At 45.2% G+C, this 16,821-nt stretch carries 14 protein-coding genes; 10 read left to right on the forward strand and 4 right to left on the reverse strand.

Annotated elements, in window-relative coordinates:
* Window positions 1-15: 15 nt before the first annotated feature.
* The 4 genes from glpK to G7035_RS13145 are packed head-to-tail and all read right to left on the reverse strand — an operon-like array spanning window position 16 to window position 4,841.
* Window positions 16-1,557, reverse strand: a complete 1,542-nt coding sequence (glpK, locus tag G7035_RS13130; protein WP_019688560.1) for a glycerol kinase GlpK — start codon at window positions 1,555-1,557, stop codon at window positions 16-18.
* Window positions 1,558-1,572: 15 nt separating this feature from the next.
* A complete protein-coding gene (locus G7035_RS13135) occupies window positions 1,573-2,508 on the reverse strand; it encodes a transketolase family protein (protein ID WP_019688559.1) in 936 nt (311 codons plus the stop codon).
* 3 nt (window positions 2,509-2,511) lie between these two features.
* On the reverse strand, window positions 2,512-3,357 hold the full coding sequence (locus G7035_RS13140) for a transketolase (protein ID WP_019688558.1): 846 nt from the start codon (window positions 3,355-3,357) through the stop codon (window positions 2,512-2,514).
* A 23-nt stretch (window positions 3,358-3,380) separates the two neighbouring features.
* Complete coding sequence (locus tag G7035_RS13145; protein WP_019688557.1) at window positions 3,381-4,841, reverse strand: L-fucose/L-arabinose isomerase family protein; 1,461 nt, start codon at window positions 4,839-4,841, stop codon at window positions 3,381-3,383.
* A 427-nt stretch (window positions 4,842-5,268) separates the two neighbouring features.
* On the opposite strand from G7035_RS13145, the gene G7035_RS13150 reads away from it, so the two are divergent.
* The 10 genes from G7035_RS13150 to G7035_RS13195 all read left to right on the forward strand — a co-directional run bounded on the left by G7035_RS13150 (window position 5,269) and on the right by G7035_RS13195 (window position 16,820).
* A complete protein-coding gene (locus tag G7035_RS13150) occupies window positions 5,269-6,708 on the forward strand; it encodes a 6-phospho-beta-glucosidase (RefSeq protein WP_019688556.1) in 1,440 nt (479 codons plus the stop codon).
* Between the two features lie 275 nt (window positions 6,709-6,983).
* Window positions 6,984-7,814 carry a BglG family transcription antiterminator LicT gene (gene licT / locus G7035_RS13155; protein WP_025365791.1) on the forward strand — a complete coding sequence of 277 codons (831 nt, stop codon included), beginning with the start codon at window positions 6,984-6,986 and terminating at the stop codon, window positions 7,812-7,814.
* A 252-nt stretch (window positions 7,815-8,066) separates the two neighbouring features.
* Entirely contained in the window at window positions 8,067-9,956 is a 1,890-nt protein-coding gene (locus tag G7035_RS13160; RefSeq protein WP_019688554.1) for a beta-glucoside-specific PTS transporter subunit IIABC, read from the forward strand.
* 219 nt (window positions 9,957-10,175) lie between these two features.
* Window positions 10,176-11,666, forward strand: coding sequence for an alanine/glycine:cation symporter family protein (locus G7035_RS13165; protein WP_017427252.1), 1,491 nt, complete (start codon window positions 10,176-10,178; stop codon window positions 11,664-11,666).
* A gap of 151 nt (window positions 11,667-11,817) precedes the next feature.
* Window positions 11,818-12,423: a bifunctional transcriptional activator/DNA repair enzyme AdaA gene (locus G7035_RS13170; protein WP_016819965.1), complete on the forward strand. Its 606-nt coding sequence runs from the start codon at window positions 11,818-11,820 to the stop codon at window positions 12,421-12,423.
* On the forward strand, window positions 12,404-12,940 hold the full coding sequence (locus G7035_RS13175) for a methylated-DNA--[protein]-cysteine S-methyltransferase (RefSeq protein ID WP_016819966.1): 537 nt from the start codon (window positions 12,404-12,406) through the stop codon (window positions 12,938-12,940). The genes G7035_RS13170 and G7035_RS13175 overlap by 20 nt, the downstream gene beginning before the upstream one ends.
* An 11-nt stretch (window positions 12,941-12,951) precedes the next feature.
* Window positions 12,952-13,767, forward strand: coding sequence for an SPL family radical SAM protein (locus G7035_RS13180; RefSeq protein ID WP_019688553.1), 816 nt, complete (start codon window positions 12,952-12,954; stop codon window positions 13,765-13,767).
* 61 nt (window positions 13,768-13,828) lie between these two features.
* Window positions 13,829-14,446 carry a DNA-3-methyladenine glycosylase family protein gene (locus tag G7035_RS13185; RefSeq protein WP_019688552.1) on the forward strand — a complete coding sequence of 206 codons (618 nt, stop codon included), beginning with the start codon at window positions 13,829-13,831 and terminating at the stop codon, window positions 14,444-14,446.
* A 19-nt stretch (window positions 14,447-14,465) separates the two neighbouring features.
* Window positions 14,466-15,155: a DNA alkylation repair protein gene (locus G7035_RS13190; RefSeq protein ID WP_019688551.1), complete on the forward strand. Its 690-nt coding sequence runs from the start codon at window positions 14,466-14,468 to the stop codon at window positions 15,153-15,155.
* Between the two features lie 69 nt (window positions 15,156-15,224).
* On the forward strand, window positions 15,225-16,820 hold the full coding sequence (locus G7035_RS13195) for a response regulator transcription factor (RefSeq protein ID WP_019688550.1): 1,596 nt from the start codon (window positions 15,225-15,227) through the stop codon (window positions 16,818-16,820).
* Window position 16,821 lies beyond the last annotated feature (1 nt).

Here is a 16,821-nt window from a genome sequence, read left to right on the forward strand (position 1 = left end):
AATGAGGAAGATTCATCAACAATTAGCGGAAGAAGATGGTGTAAGCGGTTGTTCTGAACGTATTACCATCTGCACTGCATTCTGCCAACCTGCATAAAGCCGCTGGCGGCTGACTTCATCCATACTAGGAGTGTAGTGCTCATACAGATTCTGATCAGAGGTATTTCCCGTGATGATGCCTTTAGGATCTGACCAGTATCCGACACCGAGACCGCCCAGATACACAGAACCCATTGCAGACAGCTCAGCACAGGTAGAGCGGGAAACATGGGTACCCAGAATATCTGCCTGAAACTGCATGAGCCAGCTGTTAGATGAGCCCCCGCCATCCGTACGTAAACTAGTAAGGGGCACACCGGATTGTTCACGTATAAATTGAACCGCATCTCTCACTTGATACCCGATGCTCTCTAGCGCTGCGCGTACAATATGTGCTTTGCCGTTTCCACGGGTCATACCTACAATTGCAGCACGTGCAGAGGGATTCCAGTAGGGAGCACCTAAACCGACAAAAGCAGGGACCAGATATACGCCCTCATTGTCCTGCAATTCGGTGATCATGGATTGCATTTCCTCAAATGAAGAGAATAATCCTAAATTATCCCGTGTCCATTTTATACTGTCTCCGGTCGTACGTATAACAGCTTCCAATGCATAAGATACCTTTCCTGAAGCCCCCCAGGCAATCGTTGTAACCAAGCCTTCACCGCCCTGTACGGGTTGCGAACCAATATTCATAAGTACAGATGTTCCAGTCCCATATGTCGCTTTGGCATCGCCAGTATCGAAGCAACGATGCCCGTACAGTGCACCCTGTGAATCTCCGATTATCCCTGATATCGCTACTTGTTCGTCCCATAATTCCGCTTCCTGCGTATAGCCATACAAGGCATCGGATGCTTTTACCTCAGGGAGCAGGGAGGAAGGAACACTGAATATATTGCACAACTCCATATCCCAAGCCAGAGTATGAATGTTAAAAAGGGAAGTCCGGCTGGCGTTACTGTAATCGGTTGCATGTATTTGACCGCCCGTAAGCTTCCATAGCAGCCAGCTGTCAATAGTCCCTGCAAGTAGTTTACCTTCAGCAAGCAATTGGGGGGCATGAGGTACATGTTCCAAAATCCAATTGAACTTGGCGGCAGAGAAATAAGGATCGAGCATTAGACCTGTCTTGGAGCGTATAATATCTTCATAGCCAGTATTCTTCAAGCGTGTGCAGACCTCTGCCGTTCGCTGGCACTGCCATACAATGGCATTATAGATAGGTAAGCCAGTAGAACGGTCCCAGATCAGAGCCGTTTCTCGCTGATTCGTAATGGTTACTGCGGCCAGTGAGGAAGGAGAAAGCCCTGCCTTCTCCAGTACGCCTTTCGCAGCAATAAGCACATTGTGATATATCTCAAGCGGGTCATGTTCGACCCAGCCCGGCTGCGGGTAATATTGTTTGTGCTCCAAAGAATAACGGGTAATCACTTCGCCTTGCTGATTAACCAGCAGTGTTTTGGTTCCGGAAGTGCTTTGATCGATCGCCAGAATATAGGTCTCGATATTCATTACAGCTACAGCTCCTTACTTGTTCATCAATTCGAGCACAATCTTGCTGATATTTTCAGAGGTAAGTCCATAATGTTCAAAGACTTCAGCTGTTTTGCCGGCAATCGCCGGCTCATCCGGTATGCCCAGCATTTTCATAGGAACCGGTTGATGTTGAACCACCACTTCTGCTACAGCGGCACCCAAGCCTCCGAATACACTATGCTCCTCTACGGTGACAATACCTCCCGTTTCCCGGGCTGCGGCGATGATCGCTTCCTCATCAAGTGGCTTGATGGTGTGCATATTGAGAACACGAGCTTTAATACCCATCTGCCCCAGCAGCTCAGCCGCATCCAGAATGATACGGACGGTCTCACCAGCGCCAATTAGGGTAATGTCTGATCCTTCTTGTAGGGTAACAGCTTTCCCAATCTCAAACGGATAATCATCGGACGGATAGACATCCTCAACAGCATTACGTCCGATCCTTACATATGCGCCTCCTTCATGCTGAACCAGCGCTTCGGTCATTTTCTTGGTTTCATGACGATCGGCGGGGAGTAAGACCATCAAACCAGGAATCGCTCGCGCGACAGCAATATCTTGGACAGAGTGGTGGGACATTCCTAGTGCACCGTAGCTAACACCACCGCTTATCCCAATCAGCTTTACATTGGTTCCGGAATAGGCTACATCTACCTTGATCTGCTCAATACTACGCATGCTCAGGAAGCAGGCAGGAGAGGTGACGAACGGCTTTTTACCGCTGTGTGCGAGTCCAGCAGACATACCGACGATATTTTGCTCGGCAATGCCTACCTCCACAAATTGTTCCGGATAGGCATCGGCAAAGGGAGCCATAGCAGCAGAGCCGCGAGAATCACTAGCCAACACCATAATATCCCGATCCTCTTTGGCAAGGCTAAGCAGCGTTTCACAGATGACCTGACGATTTGGGATTTTGTTCATTGTTTATCTCACCTGTCCTTCCCCGGATAATTCGTCTATTTCTTGTGTCAGTTCCGCCAGTGCGCGTTCAAGTTCATCATCACTTGGAATACGGTGATGCCAGCCTGGAACACCCTCGGCAAAGGATACACCTTTTCCCTTGATCGTGTTTGCCAGCACCAACGTTGGTTTGCCTTCAATTTCAGGGACATTGCGGAATGTATGGATCAGTTCCTCCATGCTGTTGCCGTCAATGGAGATCACGTTCCAGCCGAAAGCGGCCCACTTTTCCTCCAGCGGCTCAAGTCCCATAACCTCCTCGGTTGTACCGCTAATTTGCAGGCCGTTGCGGTCAATGATACCGACAAGATTATCCAGTTTGTAATGGGCACCTGCCATAGCTGCTTCCCAATTGGAGCCTTCCGCTTGCTCTCCGTCACCCATGAGACAGAATACACGGTAGGATCGCCCGTCACGCTTGGCAGCCAGTGCTATACCGACTGAGATGGGGAGGCCATGGCCCAATGCGCCTGTATTCATTTCAATACCGGGAACTTTATTGTTCGGATGCCCAATCAGACGGGTTCCGAACTGGCTATAGGTTTCCAGTTCTTCTTTAGGGAAGAAACCAAGGTCTGCCAGAATACACCATAAAGACTCGACGGAATGTCCCTTGCTGGCAATGAAACGGTCACGTTCCTCCCATTTAGGATTAGTGATATCAATATTCATGATTTCGTAGTATAGGGCGGTGAGTATATCCGTATTGCTCAGCGAGCCTCCTGTATGCCCTGTTTTGGCACGATGAATAATGGTGAGCAGGTCCTTACGGATTTGTGCGGCTTTGATTTTCAAGTCTAGGATTTCCATAGTGCCCTCCTGAAATAATATAGTTAAACCAGAATACCCGACTTGGTGACAGCGAGATCGGAACCACGCAACCAGTGTTGAATTTCCTGTTCGGTAGGATCTATCGGATCTGCCGTGACACCTGGAAGGTAATTGCAGGCCTCGTACAGAGCCGGGATGACATTAGCATGAATGCCAACAGAGTGATGGACGTAAGGACCTTTGACGAGCTTTTCTTCCCATAACGGCCAGTCGTTGACCTCTACCCAGACATACGAGCCGCGGGTATAAGGTCCCTCAATTCCTTTAGCCTTGCCGAGGAAAATGGAATAATCTCCGTGATCACCATCAAAACGGGCGATGGTCATGCCGCCGCCTTTGATTTGTCCTTCATGTGTGCCTGGTGCGTGATCATCGAACAGGAAGTGCTTGCGTAGTTTGGGTTTGTTCTCAATAGACATGGATACTGGAAAGTTCCCGCAGTGGAAAAGAAGCTCTCCATTGTCATTCTCAGGATGACGTACCGTAATATCAGCAAAAAAAGTGGGGAGTTCGTTCATCGCAGCCGCTTGTACCATAACCGAAGTAATAGCTCCGTGAATATCGGTTTCGCAGGTGACCGGAATTTGTTCATCTGTCAAAATGGCATTAGCCAGACAAGGCATAATTCCCATAGCTTCCTGGAGGGAGGACCAGCATTGAATGGCGATGGCTGTACTTCCCGTTTCGATGGCGTAGGATTTCATGGCTACTTTAAGTGCAGCAATGCGTCTGATATCTTCTTCGGTGACTTCACTGTAGTCCAGCTTCTCTTTGATATAATCAATCGCTTCTGAAAGTTCAGCACTGCTCCCGGATGCAATTTTCTTTGAACGGAGTTGAATATCTACTAGTGTAATTGGATGAATCTCAATACCGAATCGCTCCAACAGCTCCCCTTCATTGCAGATCATAGTCCAAAAGGAAGCAGGACGAGGACCTATCTGGAGAATCCGTAAACTTTTGAACTGTCGTACTACATTGGCAGCCGAGATAAAATTGTTAAAGCCTCGTTCAAATACCGGATCGGCTACACGACTGTTTGTGATATAGGTAAAAGGGACATTAAAGCGGCGAAGCACCTTTCCGCTAGCGAACAATCCACACTGGGTGTCCCGTAATCTCATGCCGTCGGCCAACGGAGCCTCATCACGTGGACCCCACAATAGAACCGGCTTGCCAAGCGCCTTGCCCACACGGGCAACCGTATCCTCGGTACCAAAATTACAGTGGGGGAAGAAAACGGCGTCCACTTCCTCTTCCTTGAAACGTTTGATAATCAAGTCCGCGTTAATATGGTCGTCATACAGCAAACCTTCCTCATTAAGCCCTTCCAAATCCACGATATCAATGTTCATTCCGAAGCTCTCGATTTGTTGGCGAATGGCAACTTTGTAGCGGAATGCATCTTCAGCACTGAAGGTGAATCGTCGAGTAGGCGCATAACCCAGTTTCAGCTTTTTCATGAATAACTCTCCTTGTACTAGAAGTAAACAAATTAAAATTTCACTAAACAAAACTAAATTGTAGTGGATAAATTATATAAATTTTTATTTTCAAAGTCATCGTATCACCTCTATAAACCGCTGTCAATTAGCTTGTTTATAAAAAAATAGTTGTTTAGTTTAGTTATTTTGCGAAAATAAACTAAAAATTCGTATTTTGTTTAGAGTGAATAGCGTATGTATCATATCTATTAAATTTGACAGGCTCCTAAATCTTTGTTAGAGTTTCAATCAAATATGAATAACCTTTTCATGGGATGTTACCGTTAGGGCATAACCTGAATCGGCTTGTTTACACCGCAAGTGTAACCAGGCTGGTTTGGGTTTTTTTATTATTCATCTCCCTTTCTGTACACCCTTTTATCACACATTTGGAAGGAGAACGTTTATGTCCAGTTATATTTTTCCTAAAGACTTTTTATGGGGCGGTGCTCTTGCAGCCAACCAGGCCGAGGGGGCTTATTTGGAAGACGCTAAAGGATTGAGCCTGGTGGATCTGCTGCCTACCGGAGAGAAGAGAAGAGGCATAATGAAAGGGAATGTTCCTTCGTTGACTCCACTTGAAAGCGAATTCTATCCTTCCCACGAAGCCATTGATTTCTATCATCGCTATCGCGAGGATATTGCACTATTTGCGGAAATGGGTTTCAAAGCACTGCGTGTTTCCATTGCCTGGGCTCGTATTTTTCCAACTGGAGAAGACGCTACTCCCAATGAGGCGGGGCTGCAATTTTACGATGATTTGTTCGATGAATTGCATAAACATGGCATTCAGCCGGTTGTGACCCTTGCTCATTTTGACGTGCCGGTAGCTCTGATCGAGAAGTACGGAAGCTGGCGCAACCGGAAACTGGTTGGTCTGTTTGAAACCTATGCCAAAACCGTATTCACTCGTTACAAGGATAAAGTGAAATACTGGATGACGTTTAATGAAATCAACATGCTGCTCCACTTGCCGTTTCTCGGTGCCGGGCTTGTATTCCAAGAAGGCGAAAACGTTAAACAAATTCAGTACCAGGCTGCGCATCATCAGCTTGTTGCAAGCGCGCTGGCTGTAAAAGCATGTCACGAGATCATTCCAGATGCGAAAATTGGCTGTATGCTTGCTGCTGGCAGCTTCTATCCGTATACATGTAATCCCGAAGATGTGTATCAGGGGATGGAAAAAGACCGTGAGTCCTACTTCTTCATTGATGTACAGTCACGCGGCGAATATCCTGGTTATGCCAAACGCTTCTTCAAGGATCATGGACTAAACATCGAGATGGAATCCGGCGACGCAGCCATTTTGAAAGACCATACCGTCGACTACATCGGATTTAGCTACTATTCGAGCCGGACAACCAGCACAGACCCGGAAGTTGTCAAAAATATGACCAGTGGTAATGTATTCGGCTCCGTGGCTAATCCATATTTGGACAAATCCGAATGGGGCTGGACGATCGATCCAAAAGGATTCCGCATTACAGCCAACCAATTGCATGACCGTTACCAAAAGCCTCTTTTCGTAGTGGAAAATGGCTTTGGTGCCAATGACGTGGTTTCACCTGAAGGAGAAGTGAATGACGATTACCGAATCGACTATCTCAAGCGACATATTGCTGAAATGGGTGAGGCTCTTCAAGACGGCGTCGAAATTATCGGTTACACCAGCTGGGGACCTATTGATATTGTCAGCGCATCCTCTGGAGAAATGAAAAAACGCTATGGTTACATTTATGTAGACCGTGACAATGAAGGCAACGGTACGTTGAAACGTATTAAAAAGAAAAGCTTTGACTGGTATAAAAACGTAATTCATTCCGATGGTGAAAATCTCGGCGAATAGTCGTACGACAAGAAAATAGGATCGGACGTCCTGAATCAACGGGAATTTCCGATCCTCGTTTCTCAATTGAAAGCGTTGACAATCGTTCCTTTTCGGGCTATACTTGACGCAATTCCATCATTTTTAGGATTGTTACTGCAGAGCAGGCAAAACCTAAGCCACGAATAAGCGGATTTTACAGTCTTGTTTATTTGGCGTGCTTCGGTTTTTTTTGTTTGCAATAAAGTGGATGGAGCATGAGTGGCTCTTGCTGGCATATGGAACGGGGGATCGAGATGAATATAGCAAAGGTCATCAACAACAATGTAATTAGTGTTTACCAGACAGACGGTACTGAACTCGTAGTAATGGGTCGGGGGATTGCTTTTAAGAAAAAGCCTGGAGACACAGTAGATGAAACCAGAATTCAGAAGGTATTTGCGCTGAAAAACAAGCAGACATCCGATAACTTCAAAATGCTGCTGCGTGAGGTACCGCTGGATTTGATTGTGATTGTGGAGGAAGTCATTAATGACGCCAAGCATAATCTGAACAGAAAGCTGAACGAAAATATTTATGTTTCTCTGACCGACCATATCAATTTCGCTATTGAAAGGTACCGGGAAGGACTGGAAATCAAAAACGCGTTATTGTGGGAAATCAAGCAGCTGTACAGAGAAGAATTCGCGATTGGTCTAAGAACGCTGGAACAAATTAAACAAAAGCTCGGTATTGAACTGCCTGTGGATGAAGCGGCTTATATTGCCCTTCACATTGTGAATGCTGAAATGAATGAGGAAGTCATTACAACCATGAGCATTACGAAGTTTATCCAGCAAATTATCAATATCGCAAAATACCACTTTAAGGTTGATTTTGACGAGGATTCTCTGAGCTATTTCCGCTTTATTACGCATCTGAAATTTTTCGCCCAGCGTGTATTTAAGGGAAATCACTATGAAAATAACTATGATCATTTATATGACTTGATTAAGGAAAAGCACAAGGATGCAGCCGCTTGTACGGAGAAAATCGGAACTTTCGTTAAAAAAGAATACAATCATGAATTAACGAACGAAGAAAAGCTGTATTTGACTGTGCATATTGAACGAGTGGTGAACAGATAAGCTCTAAACTTTTTATTTGAAAAAGAATCGAAAGTATATGTTTAAATGTTTTTGTTGACAAATATGGTAGATTAAATGTATTATGTGAGTAACAGGAATTTAATAAGTTTTAACTGGGATTGTTACTGGTTATGCAGGCAAAACCTAAGTCATGAAAAATCGCGGGACTCAAGTGCCCACCATTTTTCAAGGCTTAGGTTTTTTGTGTGCCTAAATATGTAAAAAGCCCCTTAGAACATGGAGGTGTCCATCATGAGTTATGAAAAACTGGCTAAAGAAATTGTGCACCTGGTAGGCGGGGAAAAAAATGTAGTATCGCTCGTACACTGCGCCACGCGCCTGCGTTTTGTGCTAAAAGATGAGGCGAAAGCAGATAAGGCAAAGCTGGAGAAAACCGATGGAATTATTACGGTCAAGCAGAGCGGTGGCCAGTTCCAGGTTGTGGTTGGCAACAAAGTACCAGAAGTATACAATGCCATCGGCCAAGTATCCAACATTTTGAATGAAACTGGAAAAGAAGAGAACTCAACTAAAGGCAAAAAAGGATTTGGCGCTGTAATTGACGTAATTTCCAGCATTTTCGCACCATTGCTTGGAGTTATGGCGGGGTCCGGTATTTTGAAAGGTCTGCTGCTGATTGCGAGCAACCTTGGCTGGTTGGTACCAAAAGACACGACCTATATGATTTTGTATGCTGCGGCCGACAGCTTGTTTTATTTCCTGCCGCTCTTGTTAGCGGTTACAACGGCACGGAAATTTGGTGGTAATATCTTCGTTGCTCTGACCATTGCCGGAGGATTGCTGTACCCGACGATAGTCACGCTGAAAACAGAAGGCACAGCAACAGACTTTTTCGGTATTCCTATTGTGATGATGAGTTATTCATCAACCGTTATCCCGATTATTTTAGCCGTTATCGTCATGAGTAAGCTGGAAAAATGGTGCAATCGACTGATCCATGAGAGCGTCAAAAACTTTATTACACCTTTGATTCTACTTGTAATTATGCTTCCTCTGACTCTGATGGTTTTTGGTCCAGTTGGGGTGTATGTGGGCAATGCAATCGCTACCGCGCTCGTTGCTGCATTCAGCTTTAGTCCACTGCTGGCTGGAGCAATCCTTGGTGCTTGCTGGCAGCTGCTCGTTATTTTCGGTGTTCACTGGGGTCTTGTACCTGTATTTATTAATAACATTGCTGTTAACGGTAGAGACGGTATTAAGCCTTCTGCTGCGGCTTCCATCTTTGCTCAAACCGGTGCAGCGTTTGGTGTTATGCTGAAAACGAAAAATAAAAAGCTGAAAACGCTGGCAGGTTCTGCTACACTTACCGCTTTGTTCGGCATTACAGAGCCAGCGGTCTATGGGGTTACGCTGCCACTGAAGCGCCCGTTTATTGCTGGTGTTATCGGTGGTGCTGTCGGTGGTGCCATTATCGGCCAAGCGGGGACGCAAGCATTTGCCTCCGGCGCACCTGGGTTGCTGACTTTGCCGATCTTTTACGGTCCTGGCGGACAAGGCTTCCCAGGATTGATTCTAGGGATTACTGTTTCATTCTTGGTTTCGGCTATCTTGACTTATATTTTAGGCTTCGAAGATCCAGTTGAAAAGGAAGAAACCACTGACAACTCGGCTAAAGAATCGACTTCTACAGTTACCGTTTCTAACGAAGAGGTGCTAAGCCCGATTGAAGGAACGGTGGTCGCTCTGTCGGAGGTTCCCGATCCTGCGTTTGCTTCGGAAGCTATGGGTAAAGGTATCGCCATCCAGCCGACAACAGGCAGAGTCGTAGCTCCGTTCGACGGAACTATTACTGTAGCGTTCAAGAAAAAGCATGCGCTGGCAGTGGTTTCGCATCATGGCGCAGAAGTTCTAATTCACGTCGGAGTAGATACGGTTAAGCTGGATGGTAAACATTTTACTTCCTATATCAAAGAAGGTGACCAAGTAAAGGCAGGAGATTTGCTACTCGAATTTGATGTTGAGCAAATCAAGGCAGAGGGTTATCCTACGATTACGCCAGTTATCATTACAAATTCTTCTGAATATACGGAAATCCTCCCCATCCCTCAAGGGCAGGTAACGGAGCAAGCACCGTTGTTGAAACTGTCTAGCGCTCCAAATGAGCAAGCAGGCAACGCTTGAAATCTTAAGTAAGGACCAAGCTCTGATGATCCACATTCTCGGATCATCAGAGCTTTTTTTGTCGTCCTATGATGCCGAATAAGGCTATTTGTAATTGACAATATGTCAATTAAATTAGCTTGTACGGTCGTAAAAACTAATCTATAATTTTTTGTAATTATGCAAATTTTCTGAAAACATAGACTAGATGAATTGATGGATCAGGGGGAAATGCAAGGAATGTTAGAGAAGTGGGCAGAGGCAGTAAATGGCGTCATTTGGAGCAATCCTGTGGTATATGTCTGTTTGGGCGTGGGGCTATTATTTTCAATCATGACTCGATTTTTACAAATTAGGCATTTCAAAGAGATGATTCGCCTTGTCTTTAAAGGAAAAAGCTCAGAGGCAGGCGTTTCTTCTTTTCAAGCCTTTACGATGGCGCTATCGGGACGTGTAGGGACGGGAAACATTGCTGGGATTGCATTGGCAGTCGGTATGGGGGGGCCTGGAGCGATATTTTGGATGTGGGTCATGGCCTTTATCGGGTCGGCTACTGCGTTTGTTGAGTCTACACTGGCTCAGGTGTATAAGGTAAAGCGTGATGGTCAGTACCGAGGCGGCCCGGCTTTTTATATTGAAAAAGGAACAGGCTTAAAATGGTTTGCCGTTATTTTTGCGGTAGTAGCGTTGGTCGCTATGTGTTTGTTGATGCCAGGAACTCAATCGAACTCCATCGCCGTAGCCTTTCATAGTTCGTTTGGTATGGATATGAAGGTTTCTGGGATATTAGTAGTCGTGTTGCTGGCGCTTATCATTTTTGGCGGTGTCAAAAGAATTGCCAATGTGGCTCAGGTTGTCATACCGTTTATGGCACTAGGCTACATCCTTGTCTCTTTCTACATTATGATGACGAACATTACTGCGCTTCCCGAGGTATTTGCCCTGATCTTTCGCAGTGCTTTTGGTGTAGATTCAGTGTTCGGCGGTATAGCAGGGACAGCCATTGCTTGGGGTGTAAAACGAGGCATTTATTCTAATGAAGCGGGACAAGGCTCTGGTGCGCATCCAGCAGCCGCAGCAGAAGTGTCCCATCCGGCAAAACAGGGGCTGGTTCAAGCCTTTTCCGTATATGTAGATACTTTTTTAGTCTGTACGTCTACGGCTTTCATGGTTTTGTTTACAGGTATGTACAATGTGAAGGGACCAGGTGGGGGGTATATTGTGCAGCATCTCCCGGGTGTTGAAGAAGGAACCCAATATACACAGGCTGCTATTGAATCGGTATTCCCGGGTTTTGGCTCAAGTCTCTTGTCCATAACCTTGTTCTTTTTTGCATTTACCACCATTATTGCGTATTATTACATCGCTGAAACGAATATGGCTTACCTGGTTGCCGACCGTAAAGCCAAATGGCCTATGTTCCTGTTAAAGTTGGTAATTCTGGGTTCGACGTTTTATGGAACGGTCGTCAAAGAATCGGCCTTGGCGTGGACACTAGGGGATATGGGCGTCGGTATTATGCTTTGGGTCAATCTGATTGCTATGATTCTCCTGGCCAAGCCTGCACTTCTCGTGCTCAAGGATTACGAGCAGCAGCGGAGGCAGGGGCTAGACCCGGTATTTGATCCGAAGCAGGCGGGAATTTCAAATGCAGATTATTGGTCACGGGAATATCAGCTTCCTTCAGATGAGTTGACGATCACAGTTGAACCGGGTAAGATTCAAGCCTAAATAAGATAGATTACTACATTTAAAGATGGCTCCTTGTGGGTCATCTTTTTTCATTATCTTGCCTTTACATTCCAAAAGGGGTACATATGTTCACTGTTTAGTTTATAATTTAGATATGAGACAGGGTACACTGCACAGAGGGGTGATTGAAATGAGAACATCCGATTTATCCATAACAGACGAGAAGTGGAGAGCTATTATAGAAAATGACAAGTCTTATGACGGGGTATTTTTGTATGCTGTGAAGACAACGAAAATATTTTGTCGCCCCTCCTGCAAATCCCGACCTCCTAAAAGAGAGAACATCCGTTTATTTATATCAGCAGAGCAGGCTTTGGCTGAGCATTTTCGTCCATGCAAAAGATGTAAACCGACAGGACAACGATTGCCTGATCACGACTGGATCGCAGGAGTTACAGAATACGTAGATTCGAATTATATGAAGGACTTAACATTGCACGTCCTGGCAGAGATCAGTCATGGAAGTCCGTACCATTTACATCGTACCTTCAAGCGAATCATGCATGTAACTCCGATGGAATATATACAGCGTACGAGGTTGGAACAAGCGAAGAAGCTGCTTATTTGCTCACAACAATCTGTTGCGGAAGTGGGGGAGAACGTAGGTCTGTCCAATACCCCTTACTTTATTACGTTGTTTAAAAAGAATATAGGCTACACTCCATTGCAATATCGCCAACTCGAATCCATAGCAACTCAAAAAGGAGATACACAGCATGGTATATCAAATGAATAAAACGATCTATTGGTCATTATTGGTGCATGAGGATTGGAATTTATATATTGCAGCTACATCGGAAGGATTATGTTATGTTGGTTCACTTAATCAAACTGTTGAGGAATTGATTGCATGGGCAGGAAGTCGATTTCCCGGCAGTCCTTTAGTTGAAGAGGATACCATTTTACAGCTCTATGCCAAGGAGTTGATTGAATATTTCCAAGGGGAGCGTACACATTTTACATTCCCTTTTGACTTTCATGGAACTGCATTTCAAATGGCTGTGTGGAACGCACTGTGTAATATTCCGTATGGGGAGACACAATCCTATTCAGACATTGCCAACGCGATTCAAAAGCCGAACTCTGTTCGTGCGGTTGGTACCGCTATCGGTGCTAATCCGATTTTGGTCACCATCCCTTGTCATCGGGTCATTGGTAAGAATGGAGCTTTGACCGGATATCGTGGGGGGCTGGACATGAAGGTGAAGCTTTTGCAGCTTGAAAAGAATCACACACACAAACCAATACAGTAGTGAGGTCAGGTATGAAAAATGAGTATTACAAATCCCCCAAGACTCTTTTGAATAAAGGGACTGGCTTCTTGTCAGGGTATACACACTCGTTGAACCCGTATACCGGCTGTACCTTTGGTTGCTCGTATTGTTATGTACGCCAATTGCCAGTCTCTACGTTTCGGAAGGAAGCTTGGGGAACATGGGTTGATATTAAAAAAGAGGCGGCTGATATTCTTCGTAAGGAGCTTCGTAGGGCCAAATCCAAAGGTAAAGTTACGATTTTTATGTCGTCAAGCACAGATCCTTATCAGCCGGCCGAGTACAAACAAGAGGTGACCCGATCTCTGCTGGAAGTGATGGTGGAAGATCCACCGGATTTTCTCTTTGTACAGACGCGTAGTCCGCTTGTACGACGGGATATTGATTTATTGCTCCAATTGAAGGAACGTGTACGTGTGAGTATCACTGTAGAAACAGACCGCGAGGATATACGCAAACATTTCACCCCGGAGGCTCCTCCCATCCAGGCTCGTCTCCAAACACTGCAACTTTTAAAAGAGGCAGGTGTACCGACGCAAGCTACCATTGCTCCGATGCTGCCAAGCAGTGAGCATTTTGCAAACAAGCTCGTGTCTCTGGTCAACCGTGTCTGTATAGATGATTATTTTATGGGAGACGGCAGCGGGGGAAGGCGGACGCGTAGCTTGAACATTGGTGCGCTGTACGAGTCATTGGGGCTGGAGGAATGGTATCACCCTGCTGCGTATAAGGCGGTTTATGAGCGTTTTCTTCAGGTTTTTCCGAAAGAACAGCTCTATGTGAGCAAAGAAGGATTCGAACCCTGATATGAAAGCAACCTATGTCATTAAATGAAGAGTGCACCTTACAAGGGGAGCGGGAGAACCAATGGAAACGGTAATGACCAAAAACTTTGACTATGGTGAAAAGGAAATCAACTACCTGAAGACGGTAGATACCGTACTTGGTACAGCTATAACGCAAATGGGCAAGGTAGAACGCGTAATCATTCCTGACCTGTTTGCAGCGCTTGTTCATGCGATTGTGGGGCAGCTTATTTCCGCCAAGGCGGTTCAGACCATATGGACAAGGATGCAGGAAAAATTAGGAGCGATCACTCCGCAAAATATAGCTGTTCAGACGGCTCAAGATATTCAAAGCTGTGGCATCACCATGAAAAAGGCAGCATGTATCCTGAATATAGCCCAAACGATCGAGCAGGGATTGTTGGATTTACAGGAATTATATGAGTTTTCCGATACACAGGTGATCCAGAAATTATCCTCGCTGCAAGGGATAGGCCCTTGGACGGCTGAAATGATGCTGATTAATTGCATGGAACGTCCAGACGTCGTCAGTTGGGGCGATATGGCTATTCGGCGGGGAATGATGAAGTTGTACCAATTAGATACACTGACCAAGCAGCAATTTGAGGAGTATCGCCGAGTCTATTCGCCTTATGGTTCAGTGGCCTCCATTTATTTGTGGAGCATTTCATTTCGTTAACAAACAGGGAGTGGAAAATATGGAGAAGACCATCAGAGAACAGATATTGTCACATGTGGATACAGATTTTCAGAAATTTACGGCTGCATTGCTTCCGACGATTAATAATGTGCTCGGTGTGCGTCTGCCAGTGCTACGTAAGCTGGCTCAAGATATTGCCAAGGGAGATTGGCGTCTCTATCTGGAGACCGCTGAAAGTGAACACTTTGAAGAAGTGATGCTGCAAGGTATGGTGATTGGTTCTGTTAAAACAGATATTGAGGAAGTCTTGAGTTATACCGCCAAGTTTGTTCCTAAAATTGATAATTGGTCCGTATGTGACAGTTTCTGTGCCGGATTGAAAATTACGAAGCAACATAAAGAAAGAGTATGGGATTTTATTCAGCCCTATCTGTTTTCTAAGAAAGAATATGAGATTCGGTTTGGGGTGGTTATGCTTCTGAATTTTTTTATTGAGGAACAGTATATTAACCGGGTGCTTACTTTGCTAGATCAGACCCATCGGGAAGATTATTATGTACAAATGGCGGTAGCATGGGCGATATCTATCTGTTATATCAAGCTGCCAGAGGTAACGACGGCGTATTTAAGTCATAATACATTAGATGATTTTACTTTCAATAAAGCTTTGCAAAAAATCACAGAATCATACCGGGTGGATCAGGCCACAAAAACGACCATTCGTAGTATGAAGCGAAAAAGAAATTAGGATGGGTCCCCGCCTGTAAGTGTTATACTGAAAAAACATACGTGTATAAGACCGACAGGAGGGGAGTCTGTGAATTCGATCCCGCTGGGAGTGCTTGTTGTAGATGATGAAACTAGGCAGCGTCGTGGGTTGGCTGCCATGATCCGGGATTTACGTCCAGAATACGAGGTATGGGAAGCCAAGAATGGGAAAGATGCTTTGACCATTTCATTATCCCAGCCGATCCAGATCGTTTTTACAGATATTCAAATGCCGATTATGAATGGGATTGAATATCTACAACAATTGAGAACATCGGGTCAGCATGAGACCAAAGTTATTTTAGTGACAGTCTATCAGGAATTTAGCTATGCACAGCAGGCGGTACGGTACGGAGCGAATGATTATTTGGTGAAACCGGTGCAATCACAGCAGCTTATTGAAGTGATTCAACAAATGGAGAAGATCATTGTAGAAGAGCAGGGAGCCCTCGGTGAAAATCGAACAGCGTTGAATCAGATCGAGCAAAGCATGCCTGCCTTTGTGGAGCATTTGTTTAGTAGATGCGTGACAGACAAGTTACAGCCTAACGAGAAAAGCTTATTAAAGAGTCACTTTGGATGGCAGGGGGTAGGAGAAGTCCTCGCGTTGGGGACATCTGCATCCCGCCCCGAGGATATATATGCGTGGGATTCTAAGCTACGAAACGCGGTTGTTGAAATATTGCGACCGTGGGCATCTTCTGTCGTGTTCCCACTTGAAACCCCTAAAGAGCATATGGTCGTTGTAGTGAATTGGAGGGAAAGGGCTGAAGGCAAGGAGGCCAAAAGCGCACTTCAAGCTGGACTGAAAAAGGTGGAGCAGCAGCAAGCTATCTCCATTTGGTTTGCTTGGGGTCAGCCTTTTGATTTCGATGAAATGCAAATAAGCCAATCTCACGAAAAGGCTGTTCGCCTTATCTCCATGCGATTTTATACACCTCACACCAGATGTTTGAACCTTGTCGTTTTAGATGATGAACAGTCGATACAGGAAATGAGCACTCATGAACAGATAGCCTTTCTGAAATCCATTGAAAGCGCTATCTCTAATCGGAAGCCCGATCAGCTATTGGAACGGGTGCAACATTTCATTGGACGAATGACGCAAGGGTATCCTCCACCTGATGCGCTTAAAGCTAAATTAATACACCTTCTCCTAGTTAGTTTACCACGGTTAAATATAGGGTGGAGTGAGGAAGTCTACTCACGTTACTCGGAACAGTTGAACCGAGCTGTCAAAGAGGCCACATCTCTCCAAAATCTTGAGGATCGTATTGCAGCATGGTTAAAAGAGCTGATTCTTGAGCTTGATGGCAGCTCCAAAGGTGAACCCATCATGAAAAAATGCAAGGAATTTCTGGATACACATCTACATGAAGACCTAAGTCTGGAGATTGTGGCCCGGCGCTTTCACTATAATGCGTCCTATTTTAGCATTCTGTTCAAAAACTATTTTGGGCTCTCGTTCACGGAATATATGGTGAAGCTCAGAATGCAAAAGGCTCAGCACTTACTGCTGCATACAGACGCCAAGGTCGCAGAAATTAGTAGACAGGTTGGTTATAAAGATACCAAGTACTTCTTTAAAGTGTTCAAAAAAAACGTTAAGCACACACCCGAGGAGTTTCGTAGGAAATTCATTTAAT

It is taken from the genome of Paenibacillus polymyxa, assembly GCF_015710975.1.
GTDB lineage: Bacteria > Bacillota > Bacilli > Paenibacillales > Paenibacillaceae > Paenibacillus > Paenibacillus polymyxa.

Bases quoted from the DNA above. Each gene is read 5' to 3' on its own strand.
- glpK (WP_019688560.1), bottom strand. From the start codon at position 1,557: ATGAATATCGAGACCTATATTCTGGCGATCGATCAAAGCACTTCCGGA.
- G7035_RS13135 (WP_019688559.1), bottom strand. From the start codon at position 2,508: ATGAACAAAATCCCAAATCGTCAGGTCATCTGTGAAACGCTGCTTAGC.
- G7035_RS13140 (WP_019688558.1), bottom strand. From the start codon at position 3,357: ATGGAAATCCTAGACTTGAAAATCAAAGCCGCACAAATCCGTAAGGAC.
- G7035_RS13145 (WP_019688557.1), bottom strand. From the start codon at position 4,841: ATGAAAAAGCTGAAACTGGGTTATGCGCCTACTCGACGATTCACCTTC.
- G7035_RS13150 (WP_019688556.1), top strand. From the start codon at position 5,269: ATGTCCAGTTATATTTTTCCTAAAGACTTTTTATGGGGCGGTGCTCTT.
- licT (WP_025365791.1), top strand. From the start codon at position 6,984: ATGAATATAGCAAAGGTCATCAACAACAATGTAATTAGTGTTTACCAG.
- G7035_RS13160 (WP_019688554.1), top strand. From the start codon at position 8,067: ATGAGTTATGAAAAACTGGCTAAAGAAATTGTGCACCTGGTAGGCGGG.
- G7035_RS13165 (WP_017427252.1), top strand. From the start codon at position 10,176: ATGTTAGAGAAGTGGGCAGAGGCAGTAAATGGCGTCATTTGGAGCAAT.
- G7035_RS13170 (WP_016819965.1), top strand. From the start codon at position 11,818: ATGAGAACATCCGATTTATCCATAACAGACGAGAAGTGGAGAGCTATT.
- G7035_RS13175 (WP_016819966.1), top strand. From the start codon at position 12,404: ATGGTATATCAAATGAATAAAACGATCTATTGGTCATTATTGGTGCAT.
- G7035_RS13180 (WP_019688553.1), top strand. From the start codon at position 12,952: ATGAAAAATGAGTATTACAAATCCCCCAAGACTCTTTTGAATAAAGGG.
- G7035_RS13185 (WP_019688552.1), top strand. From the start codon at position 13,829: ATGGAAACGGTAATGACCAAAAACTTTGACTATGGTGAAAAGGAAATC.
- G7035_RS13190 (WP_019688551.1), top strand. From the start codon at position 14,466: ATGGAGAAGACCATCAGAGAACAGATATTGTCACATGTGGATACAGAT.